Below are 11,996 nucleotides of genomic sequence, written 5' to 3'. Positions count from 1 at the left end.
GCCGGGTGTCCGAGCGGCGGCCCCGCGGCTGGGCACAGCGGTTGGGGGACGAGTCGGCCCCACGGACGAGCGCCCTCGTCGACGGGCGCGGTTTCCCTACGGACCCCTTCCCGCTGCGCGCGCGGGCGAACGCACCACCGGGCCGGTGGGCTCGGCGGCGTCCGCTCCCGCCCCGCGCACGGGTGTGATCCGGTTTCGACGGGGATCTCGGTCTCCTGTGTACCTGCCTCTCTGCCGTTTGGCATGGGGAGGCCTCCTCACCCCCTCTCCAACCGTCACCATGGCCCGCTTCCTCCTCCTCGCCGCCCTGTTGTTCTCGGTCGCCGCCTGCGACTCGGGTGAGCCCGAGGTCCTCGATCCGCCCGAGGCCCAGCCCACCTTCCAGATCGCCTCCGTCGTCGTGCCCTTCGGGGACGGAACGCAGGGCCTCCAGTTCGCCGCCATCCCCAATGCCGACGTCCGCATCGTCCGCGTCGACATCATCAACCCCATCGGCAACGCGATCGTGTTCAGCCCGCAGGAGTCCGTCATTCTGGCTGGCGAGCGCGTCCCGTTACAAGCCGGCAACGAGGCGTACTTCCGCGTGAGCGGGAGCTGGTCGTTCCGGTTCGTTGGCACGCGTGCGGCCGGGTCGCAGTCCTCGTTCGACGTGACGACGCCGCTGAGCGTCTCGGCCCGGACGCGTTGAGTCGGGTCCGGCACGTGCCCCACGCCGCGTCCGATGGCGTCGGGGCTCTGCACCGACAGGCGACGAACCGCTGACGGCAGCCGTGCCTCAGTTCTGGACCGTGCCCGGCGGTCCTCGGTCTCCTCCTGCCCGACCAAGGGCAGGGGGCGACCGCGAGCAACCGCTGCCTTGCCTACCGCGCCACCGCGTGTTCGCCCCACCGGCGACTCTCGTCTCCGGACAGGGCTTGGTCGCCCTCCCGTTCTGGCCTACGCCGCCAGCTGGCGGACCGCCAGCGCTGCGAGGAAGCCTGCCCCCGTCCGCAGCGCCTCCTCGTCGACCGTCATCCGAGGCGTGTGCAAGCCGTGCGTGATGCCCGCGGCGGGGTTGCCGACGCCGAGCACGGTAAAGCAGCCCGGCACCTGCTCGGTGTAGAAGGCGAAGTCTTCGGAGGCGTACCACATCGGCACGTCTAGCACGCGGTCCTCGCCGACGAAGTCGACGGCGACGGCGCGGGCGAACGTGGCGGCGGCCTCGTCATTCCGCAGGACCGGGTAGCCGGGGACGATCTCGACAGTGCACGTCGCGCCGAAGGCCTGCGCGGTGTGCTCGGCGGTCCGGCGGATGAGGTCGTGCGCGCGCTGGCGCCACGCCTCGTCCATCGACCGGAACGTGCCGTCGATGCGGACGCGGTCGGGGATGATGTTCGTCGCGCCGTCGCCGACGACGCGGCCGAACGACAGGATGGAGGCCACCTCGGGCGGTCGGTTGCGCGACATCACCGCCTGGAGCGCGGTCAGGATGTGCGCCTGCACGAGCACGGTGTCGGTGAGCTGGTGCGGCGCCGCCGCGTGGCCGCCCTCGCCCTCGATGGTCAGAAACACCTCGTCGTTCGCCGCCATGAACGGCCCGCCGCGCACGCCGATGACGCCGGCCGGGATCTGGGGGAAGACGTGTTGCCCGAAGATCCGCTCGACCGCGCCGTGCCCGGCCATCTCCGCGAGCACGCCCTCTTCGATCATCACGTTCGCCCCACCCGGCGCCTTCTCCTCGCTGGGCTGGAAGATGAGTCGGACGGATCCCGCCAGCTCGTCGCGGACGCCGTGCAGGATGCGCGCCGCGCCGAGCAGCATCGCCGTGTGCGCGTCGTGGCCGCACGCGTGCATCGCCCCGTCGATCTCCGATGCGAAGTCGAGCCCAGTTGCCTCCGTGATGGGGAGCGCGTCGATGTCGGCGCGGAGCGCGACGACGGGGCCCGGCTCGGCGCCCGAGATGTGGGCGACCACGCCGGTCGTGGCGATTCCGGTCTGGACATCGAGCCCGAGCCCGCGCAGGTCGTCGGCGATGAGCGCGGCCGTCTCGTGCTCCTGGAACGCCAGCTCGGGCCGGCGGTGGATGGCACGCCGCAAGCGGACGACCTCGGGGAAGACGTCGTCGGCGAGTTGGCGGACGCGGTCGAGCATGGCGGAATCGGGGGAGGAGCCGGACGATACGCGCGGCGCGCGGGAACGGATCGCTGCACACGCCCTTAACACAGTCTCATTTGCCCCCATCCCTGGCCCCATGCCCCTTCGCTCCTCTCTTCTCATCGCCCTGCTGGCGGTCCCCCTCGCCGTCGGCGCCCAGACGGCGACCGACGTCTCGCTGCTCGCGCCCGACGGCACGACGGTCGCCATCGACCGCGACGACTACGGCGTCCCCCACATCACCGCCGAGACCGAGGCCGCCGTCTTCTTCGGCCAGGGCTTCGCGACGGGCCAGGACCGGCTGTTCCAGCTCGAGACCTTCTGGCGCACGGCGACCGGCCGGCTCGCGGAGCTCCAGGGCTCGGCCGCGCTGGCCCAGGACCAGGGCATCCGCACGGTCTTCTACACGCCCGACGAGCGCGCCGCCCAGTTCGACGCGCTCACGCCCCGGCTCCAGACCATGATCGCGTCCTACGTCGACGGCATCAACGCCTACATCGACTCGACGGCGGCCGACCCGGCGACCTACCTCCCGGTCGAGTACGCCGTCGGCGGGTTCACGCCCGAGCCGTACACCGTCGACAAGGCGATGGCGGTGATGCAGTTCTTTATCCGCCGCTTTGGCGAGATCGGCGGCAACGAGCTGACGCGGCTCGCGGAGCTCCAGGCCAACGGGACCGACTGGTTCGAGGCCAACCGCCCCGTCAACGACCCGACGGCGTCGGTGACCATCGAGGCGTCGAGCCAGGCGCCCCAGGCGACGGGGAGCACGTACGCCGGCCCCCCCGTCGACCCGGCCGTGGCGGCGGCCGTCGAGCGCCAGCGGGCCGCGATGACGGACGGGCTGATCGCCAACGGCGTGCCCCACAAGTTCGGCTCGTTCGCGGCCGTGGTCTCGGGCGCGATGTCGGAGTCCGGCCACGTCCTTTTGCTCGGCGCCCCCCAGATGGGCCAGCCGCGCGTCGATAGCAAAGCGGTCACCGCCGAGTACGAGCTGCTCGTCGGCGCGCCCGAGGGCGACGGGCTCCACGTGGCGGGCATGAGCGTCCCCGGCATCCCCGGCGTCATCATCGGCCGGACGCGCGGGCGGACGTGGACCTTCACGACCGGCGCGACGGACAACACGGACACGTTCACGCTCACGCTCGGCCCGCCGACGGCGCAGGGCATCCCGACGTACCTCGTCGACGGCGCCTTCGTCCCGGCCGAGCCCGTGACCTCCACGATCAACGTCGCGGGGGGGAGCCCGGTGACGTACACCAGCTTCCGCACGGCGTACGGGCCCGTGTACTCGATCGACGCGGCGAACGGCCGGGCGTACGCCTATAAGTACGCCTTCGAGAACGAGGAGCTGGAGATGGCCGAGGCCCTCCTCGACGCCTGGGACGCGACCTCCATCGACGAATTTCGGGCCGCCGCCGCGCGCATCCCGGTCTCGTTCAACATGTTCTACGCCGACCAGGAGCAGAACATCGCCTACTGGCACGTCGGCCAGTACCCCATCCGCCCCGGCGACGCCGACCCGCGCTTGCCGCTCCAGGGCGACGGCTCGCAGGACTGGCTCGGGCTGACGGACTTTGCCCAGCACCCGCAGTCGGAGAACCCGGCGCAGGGCTACTTCGCGAACTGGAATAACAAGCCGGTCGCGTGGTGGAACCAGGGCGACAACGTCCGCTGGACCTCGACCTCGCCGGGCGGCTACCACCGCTACTACGACGGCGTCGAGGTCTTGAAGGACCACCTCGAGTCGGTGGGCGCCGTGTCGTTCGAGGAGCTCCAGGAGCTGACGCGCGTCGTCCGCACCAACGCGCAGTACCCGGAGTACCCGGCGACGTATCAGCAGGTCGTCGAGTTCGCCCAGGGCGGCAGCGACGCGGAGAACGTGATCCCGCCGGGCCAGAGCGGGTTCGTCAACGCGGCCGGCGTGCCGAGCGCCAACTTTGCCGACCAGTGGGCCTTTTACGAGTCGTCGGCGGGGACCGGCGAGATCGAGATGAAGCCGTTCACGTTTATCGGCGCGCAGCCGGTCGCGGCGGCCGACAGTCCAATCCCGATGCCTGCGTTCGGCCTGCCGTTCCCGAACCCGACCGCTCGCGCCGCGACGGTCGTCGTCCGCCTCGACGCGCCGGCCGAGGTCGAGGTCGCCGTGTTCGACGCGCTCGGTCGCCGCGTCGCCCTCGCCGCCTCGGGCCCGCACCCGGCCGGCGAGCACGCGGTGACGATCGACGCGAGCGCATTCGCGCCGGGCGTCTACGTCGTCCGGCTGGCGACGGGCGGCGCCGTCCAGTCGCGCCGGTTGGTGGTCGCCCGCTAGCGCGGACCGATCTCGCACAACGAAGCGCGGCCCCGCTCCCAGTGAAGGGGGCGGGGCCGCGCGGCGTTTGGAACCGGTGGCGAGCCCTAGTTGAACCCGACGCCCGAGACGGCCGGCCGCTCGTCGCGGTTGGCGATCTCCCAGGCCGTCCCGAAGACGAGCCGCCCGATCCGGGCCATCCGGTCGTAGTCGATCTTGTCGGCGCTGTCGCCGACGCCGTGGTAGTCCTCGTGCGTGCCCGTGAAGTAGAAGATGAACGGCACGTCGTACTTGCCGAAGTTCCAGTGGTCGCTGCGGCGGAAGAACTGGTTCGGGTCGTCGGGGCTGTTGAACCGGTCCGAGAGGAAGAGGCCCTGCCCCGTCGTCTCGTTGACGGCCGCGTTCCAGTCGTGGATGTCCTGGGAGATGAGGTCGCCGCCGATGATGTAGACGTAGTCGGTGGTGTCGAACCCGCGCTCGGGGTCGTACCGGCCGATCATGTCGATGTTGAGGTTGGCGGCCGTGTCCTCGATGGGCAAGAGCGGCTCGCGGTCGGCGTAGTACTCCGAGCCGAGCAGCCCCTTCTCCTCGCCGGTGACGTGGAGAAAGAGGATCGAGCGGCGCGGACCGTGGCCGTCGGCCTTCGCTTGCTGGAAGGCCTCTGCGATCTCCAGCATCGTCACCGTGCCCGAGCCGTCGTCGTCGGCGCCGTTGTAGATGGCGTCCTCGCCGTCGCCGTCGTCGCCGACGTGGTCGAGGTGGGCGGAGATGACGACGACCTCATTCATAAGGAGAGGGTCGGAGCCCTCGACGAAGGCGGCCACGTTCTCCGTCATCACGGTCTCCGTCGTGTACGTCGCGTCGAGCGCCAGCGACAGGCCGGTGGCGCCGAGCGGGTAGTCGTCGCCCGCGACGCCAGCGGCAGCCATCAACTCGGCGACGGCTTCGCGGCTGGTCATCAAGATGGTCGGGAGACCGGAGCCGTCGTCGTCGTCGCCGTCTTGGGCGGGGAGGGCGAGGCGGCCGGCGCGGAAGGCGCCCGCCACGCGGGGGGCGAGGTCGGCCGTCGTCGGGGCGGTGGCGAGGAGGGCGCCGCGGACGCCCGCCGCGCTGAGCGCGCCGAGCGCCGCCCGGACGGCGCCCTGGTCGGCACCCGGCAGGAGGACGGCGTAGGCGCCGTCGAGGTCGAGGCCGTCGAGCGCAGACCCGTCGCCGACGAAGACGAGCGGGCCCGGCGTGGCGTCGTCCATGGTCCCGTAGGCGGGCGCCAGCATGGCCCCGTCGAGGGCGTCGGCCGCGAGCGTATGGGTGACGACGACCTGCCCGCCCTGGCGGACCGTCACGTCGAGCGCCGTCAGGGTCTTCTGCTCGAGGCCGAACGGCTGGAGGTAGGCGTCGAGGGCGTACGGGCTGGCGGCGTCGCCGGTCCCCTTGGGCGCGATGCCCATCGTGGCGTACTGGCCGGCGAGGTAGCGGGCGGCGAAGCGCTGGCCCGGCGCGCCGGTCTCTCGCCCGGCGAGGTAGTCGTCGGCGTAGACGTAGAGGTGGCCCGCCAACTCGGCCGGGGTGATGGTGGCCTGGTAGCGGCCGACAAGGTCGACGTCGGCGAGGGCCGTGGGGGTCTGAGCGAAAGCCGGAGCCGCCAAGAGGACGGCGGCGACGAGAGCGAGGCGCATGGAGGAGGCGGAAGGAGAGGGAGGAAACGGAAGAGTAAAGGTCAGGACGGCGCGCGCGGGACAAGAAGTTTTGGGGTGGTCTAACCCGTCGGGGCAGTCTCGGTGCGAACCCCGTGCACGGCCCGGCGGCCCGGTTGCGCACGTCGTGCGCAGGGCAAATCTTGGGCAACGGCCTCAGGCCCGCTGAGGGCCGAAACCGGCACGGCGGCACTCCGCGAGCGGTTCGGCACGGATCCTGCAGGAGGCTGGCCACCGCACGAAGCCCGGGTGATTCTCACCTGGTCTGGACCTGATCCTCTGTGAGTATGACTATACTTGCGAAGCGTGTCTTCCCCGAGCCCCCGGCTCGTGGTGCGCGGCGTCTCCGACGTGCGATCTGTAAAACCCCCCACTCCCCACTCTTCAAATGACGAGTACCTCTACTCAACGGACCGGCGCTCGCCGGCTCCTCAATAGCGTTGCCGCGCTTGCCTTGCTGCTGCTCGCAGCCGGGGCGGCCGACGCGCAGACCCGCATCTTTGTCGACGACGACAACGGGGTCGACACCAACACGGGCGCCAGCGCCACCTCGCAGGGCTCCGACGGCCCGGTTCGGACGCTGGCCCAGGCGCTCACCATCGCGCGCCAGTCCAACAACTCCAACATCATCTCGCTGTCGGCCGGTACGTATGACCTCCTTGAGGACATCGGCGACGACACGAACGAGTTCAACCTCTCCTTCGAGGCCCGCCCCGACGGCGGGAGCGACACGGTCGTCGAGCTCGACTTCAACGGCAGCGACCGCCAGTTCGAGCCGAACACGAGCTTCACGGGCTCTGGCCAGGGCCAGTTCTCGTTCCTCTCGGCCGGCGCCACCTTCGACCTCGTCAACGTCTCGGTGCTCGACTTCGAGAACGGCGTGATCGCGCTCGGTACGGGCGTGGTCGAGATCGTCGACGCCGGTGAGATCGAGGTCACCTCGGCCACGGTCACGGGCGTCCCGGACTACCGGGCCATCCCCAACGAGTTCACCTTTGACGGTGTCGCCAGCGGCGGTGTGAACCCGTCGGGCAACGTGCTCCCGGCCATCATCGACGCGACCACGACCACCGGTACCATCACGATCAATGTGAGCCTGCCGGGCAACGGCACGCTCCGGCTCGACGGGCCGAAGCAGCTCGGCGACGACGGCGAGAACGTTTTCGTCTTCGTGGCGGGCAGCGACTCCATCGACGGCACGCTCAACATCGCCGACGGCGCTGGCACGGGCACCGCCGAAGTCTTCTTCCAGGGCGACGGCAACTTCGGCGACGTTCGCGTCTCCGCCGGTGCCGACCTCGTCGTCGAGAACGACGGCGTCTCCTTCGACAGCTTCACCCAGAGCGGTGGCACGGTCGATTCGGACGGCTTCCGCAACGAACTCATCGTCCGCGGCGACTTCGTCCGCACGGGCGGCGACTTTGACGAGGACTTCGTCCTGACGCTGGCCGGCAACGCCGCCGCCCAGTTCACGTCGGGCTCGAACCTCAGCCTCCAGGGCTTCCGCGTGACCGGCTCGCGCACCGTCGCCTTCGGTGGCGGCACGGCCGTCGAGATCGTCGGCGTCGGCTCGCTCACCGAGCCCGACCTCTTCGTGGCCGGCAGCGCCACGATCGACCTCAACGGTCAGACCCTCACGCTCCAGAGCCCGAGTGTGGTGATCGTGGACGGTGAGATCCAGGACGGTCTCGTCCGGTTCGCCGTCCCCGGTGGCACGATCGGCGGCAACGGCACCTACGACTCGATCCGTCTCGACGGCACGACGAACCTGTCGGCCCTCGCCGACGCCGAGTTCACGGGCAATCTGTTCCTCATTGAGGGGGACCTCGTGACCCAGGAGGCCTTCATCTCCACCACGCCGGGCGGGCCGCCGATCGGCCAGACCGCTGGCGACCTTTCGCCGGCCGCACGCATGGCCGGGGATTACCCGATGGTCATCGTCGACTTCACCAACTCCATCTCCCCCACGATCCAGGAGGTGGACACGGATGGTGACGGCGACCCGGACACCGGGTTCAACGGTCAGAACAACGAGTTCGACCTCACCTACCTCGACGACAACGGCACGACCAACAACTCGGCCCTGGCAGGCGACGAGTTCTACCTGGAGATCAACAACATCCACGACCTCATCATCGATGCGAACCGTGGCTTTGTCGAGTTCTCTGACTCGGAGCGCCGGACGGGCACGATCTCGGGCGACCTGATCGTCCGTGACGGGTTCCGTGGCTCGAGCAGCGTGGGCACCCGCGGTACGAGCTTCAACGGCCAGTACGGTGCTGAGTTTTACGATATCGGCCTCACCGTGGGCGGCAGCGTCCTCGTCGAGGACGACGCCTCGATCTTCCTGGACGGTGGCAACATCGGCTCGGGCGACTCGAACCCGTCGACCTACCTCCGCCTCAACGGCGCGGACAACGAGGTCCAGGGCTCGATCTTCGGCGAGGGTGACGTCCAGCTGACCGACGGCACGACCGTCACCGGCTTCGGCAACCGTCTCGCCTCCGGCGGCTCGGACATCGAAGCGGACGTGGTCCTCTTCGGGGACGACGCCAACGCGACCGTCCAGGGCTTCTCCGGCCTGGACAACTTCGGCAACTTCTTCTTCTCGGCTAACCTCAAGGACTACGGCTTCAGCGGCGGCACGCTGACGCTCGACCTCGAGGCCGACAGCGAGGTGTCGATCTTCGGTGGCGGCGCGGGCATCCCGTCCGTCCAGAACGCTGGCAACATGTCGGGTGACATCGAGCTCAACGGCTCGACGCTCCTGCTCGGCTCGGACATCCAGCAGATCTACACGGCGTCCAGCCTCCAGGTCGACATGCTCAACCTGGACGAGTACACCTTCTTCGTCGAAGGCGCTCCCGAGCTCCAGCTCGGCGGCGACGTCGCCGGCACCGGTGTCCTCTGGCTCGCCACGGGCGTTCCGACCGCCGCTCAGAACCCCAACCTGACGCCCGCCCAGGGTGATCTGAACGGGGACGGCTTCGTGAACGGTCAGGACGCGGCCCTCGCGGCTCCGATCATCGCGTCGCTCGACAACGACACGACCGGCCCCCTCGGTGGTCCGGACGGCCGTCTCGACGGCGACGACTCGTTCCCGGGCGACCTGAACGATGACGGCAACGTCAACCAGCAGGACCAGGACATCTTCGAGGCCATCGCTGCCCTCGCAGCGCCGAACAACCTCGTGACCGAGGATGATCTCGACGTGATCCGGAATGCGACCGATTCCAGCAACCAGATCGTCGCTGACGGTGACCTCAACGGCGACGACACGGTCAACTCCGTTGACCAGGCCATCTTTGACGCCGCTGACATCGACGACGACAACGACGTCGATGCCACCGACCTCGCTGCGGCTCAGGCGGGTGACGTGAACAACGACGGCATCGCCGATGGTGACATCGACGGCGACGGTGACTTGGACGCTGCCGACCAGATCATCCTGAACGCGTTTACGCAGCGGACCCCCGCGGATGCTGGGCCGACCGCGGCCGATCAGGCCATTCTCCAGGCCGCTGACCAGGTGGATAACTCCACCGGCACGGCGCCTGGTGATGGACTCGTCGACACGACCGGCGACATCAACGGTGATGGCTCGGTGGACGACCAGGATCAGCAGCTGGCCGACGCGGCGGATATCGACAACGATGGTGACATTGACGTCCAAGATTCGCAGCTGTTCGCCTTTGCTGACGACAGCCCGACCGACGGTGAGCTGGACATCCTCCAGGGCACCCTCGCGGGTGACATCGACCAGGACGGTGACTTCGACCAGGACGACCGCAACGGTCTGAACATCGCCAACCAGTTCACGCCGGGCGTGGCCAACACGTTCATCAACCTCACCGCCCAGTCGGGCGTTGCGGAGATCAACGTGGCCAACTTCCACCTCGGTGACGAGGCGACGGACGAGGTCAACTTCTTCGTCGACCTCGTGGTCGAGGACCTCCTGGTCCTCGAAGGCGTGCTCGACGCGGAGAACCCCGACACGTCCTCCAAGGACGTGGCGCTCTACCTCGCCGATGGCGGGACGCTCCGTCTCGAGGACGGCTACTCGATCGTGACCGACGGCACGGAGCCCGGCACGGACAAGGAGCTCGTCTTCCTGGGTGGCTACGACGTCATCCTCAACGAGGGTGGCCCGGTCGCCGGCACGACGGTCGGCATCCTCGGTGGATCCGTGGGCAACCTCACCGTCGGTGGAGCGGCTCAGCTCCCCGAGGTGAACGGCACCTCGGTCCGCCAGATGACCTTCACCGCGATGGACGTGACGATTCAGCCGGGCGCTCAGCTCGACCTGAACGGTCACATCTACGCGGCCTCGGGTGACCTGACGCTGAGTGGTGACAACGACATCATCAGCTCGCAGGCCAACCAGAGCCGTACCAGCAGCGCGAACCCCTTCTCGGAGTTCCAGTTTGTCGGTGCGGACACGTCGAAGGTCACCGTCCCGAGCGCTACGCTCTTGGGCGACGGCGTCGACATCCGGATCAACAAGACGGGCGGCCCCGTCGTGATGATGACCGGTTCGCTCCTGTTCGACGACGAGTTTGACGACACGCCGACGACCTCGACGGACCTCGCCAACGATGAGACGCTGTTCCTCGAGAGCGGCATCTTCATCGTCGGTACCGAGGACAACCAGCAGACGGTGTACATCCGCCTCGACCACGAGAACACGCCCCTGACGACGGAAGACGTCGACGGTGGCCAGGGCTTCGTGATCGTCGGTGCGGAGGGTCAGGACCAGTCGATCGCGGAGACGGACTCCTACGTCGCTGGCAACGTCCGCAAGCGCGTGGCCAACACGGGCACGCTGACCCCGGGCCGTGTCATCTACCCCACGGGTGAGATGACCGAGGTGACCACGAACGGTGACGGCAGCACGGACGACGACGACCGTGACTACGCGCCGTTCACGTTCGACTTCGAGTCGAACGGTGCCGGCTCCACGTTCGGGCTCCGCTCGATCAACGTGACCTTCGTCGGGATGTCCCCGGGTACGAACGACAGCCTCCCGCTGGCGGACACGACCCCGGCCATCGAGTCCACCCCGGAGTTCTACTGGCTCGTTTCGACGACCGGTAGCGCGCTCGGCCAGGGCACGACGTTCAACCTCGAGGCCCGCGCCGACGACTTCGTGGTCGTCAACAACGTGGACGACCTCGAGCTCATCCGTCGTCAGGATGGCAACGTCGAGACCAACAACTACGTTGGGATCGGCGGCGAGGCCACGACCTTCCAGATCGACATCGACGGCGAGACCGTCGTGATCGTTCAGGAGCAGGGCGTCGCCAGCTTCCTCGGGCCGCAGGGCACGATCGTCACCTTCGGGGAGACGACCGGCCAGCGCCCGGTGGCCACCGAGCCGACCGGCGTCCTCCCGACGTCGTTCGCCCTCAATGGCAACCTGCCCAACCCGTTCCGTACGCGGACCGCTCTCAGCTTCGACCTCGCCGAGGCCGCTGACGTGAGCGTTGACGTGTACGACACGATGGGCCGTCGCGTCGCCAACATCGACAAGGGCGCCATGAGCGCCGGTGCCGATCAGCGCGTCGAGATCGAGGGTGCCGGGCTCGCCTCGGGCGTCTACGTCTTCCGCCTCACGGTGAAGGGCGCGTCCGAGACGATCGTTCGGACCGGTCAGATCACGCTCGCCCGTTAAGGCTAGCAGATCGTAGACAAGGATCGAGGGGCCTCGGCGCGCAAGCGTCGGGGCCCCTCGACTGTTTAGGGGCCTCGGCGCGCGTGCGTCGAGGCCCCTGTTTCGTTGGGGGCGCCCGGCTCGCAGCGACTCGTCGCGCTCGGTCCCACGTCTTTCCCGGCTCGGGCCCTACGCCGCGGTCCCGCGCGCGCACGGCGATCAGCCG

General features: G+C 69.0%; 5 protein-coding genes. 3 read left to right on the top strand and 2 right to left on the bottom strand.

Translation table 11 applies throughout. The features are described 5' to 3' along the window. Window positions 1-280: 280 nt before the first annotated feature. A complete protein-coding gene (locus ACLII4_RS00785; RefSeq protein WP_412068980.1) occupies window positions 281-688 on the top strand; it encodes a hypothetical protein in 408 nt (135 codons plus the stop codon). Window positions 689-936: 248 nt separating this feature from the next. Here ACLII4_RS00785 and ACLII4_RS00780 read toward each other — a convergent pair whose 3' ends face one another. Continuing rightward, window positions 937-2,130, bottom strand: a complete 1,194-nt coding sequence (locus ACLII4_RS00780) for a M20 metallopeptidase family protein (protein WP_412068979.1) — start codon at window positions 2,128-2,130, stop codon at window positions 937-939. A 100-nt stretch (window positions 2,131-2,230) separates the two neighbouring features. On the opposite strand from ACLII4_RS00780, the gene ACLII4_RS00775 reads away from it, so the two are divergent. Further along, complete coding sequence (locus ACLII4_RS00775) at window positions 2,231-4,447, top strand: penicillin acylase family protein (RefSeq protein WP_412068978.1); 2,217 nt, start codon at window positions 2,231-2,233, stop codon at window positions 4,445-4,447. Between the two features lie 86 nt (window positions 4,448-4,533). Here the strand turns inward: ACLII4_RS00775 and ACLII4_RS00770 are convergent, their stop codons facing one another. Next, complete coding sequence (locus ACLII4_RS00770; protein ID WP_412068977.1) at window positions 4,534-6,102, bottom strand: M28 family peptidase; 1,569 nt, start codon at window positions 6,100-6,102, stop codon at window positions 4,534-4,536. A 472-nt stretch (window positions 6,103-6,574) separates the two neighbouring features. On the opposite strand from ACLII4_RS00770, the gene ACLII4_RS00765 reads away from it, so the two are divergent. Beyond that, window positions 6,575-11,791, top strand: a complete 5,217-nt coding sequence (locus ACLII4_RS00765; RefSeq protein ID WP_412068976.1) for a hypothetical protein — start codon at window positions 6,575-6,577, stop codon at window positions 11,789-11,791. Window positions 11,792-11,996: the final 205 nt, after the last annotated feature.

This window comes from Rubrivirga aquatilis, assembly GCF_046845665.1.
Classification (GTDB): Bacteria; Bacteroidota; Rhodothermia; order Rhodothermales; family Rubricoccaceae; genus Rubrivirga.
This window is presented reverse-complemented; position numbering and strand designations above follow the sequence as displayed.

Excerpts from the sequence above, each read along its gene's own strand:
- ACLII4_RS00785 (WP_412068980.1), top strand. The coding sequence starts at position 281 with ATGGCCCGCTTCCTCCTCCTCGCCGCCCTGTTGTTCTCGGTCGCCGCC.
- ACLII4_RS00780 (WP_412068979.1), bottom strand. The coding sequence starts at position 2,130 with ATGCTCGACCGCGTCCGCCAACTCGCCGACGACGTCTTCCCCGAGGTC.
- ACLII4_RS00775 (WP_412068978.1), top strand. The coding sequence starts at position 2,231 with ATGCCCCTTCGCTCCTCTCTTCTCATCGCCCTGCTGGCGGTCCCCCTC.
- ACLII4_RS00770 (WP_412068977.1), bottom strand. The coding sequence starts at position 6,102 with ATGCGCCTCGCTCTCGTCGCCGCCGTCCTCTTGGCGGCTCCGGCTTTC.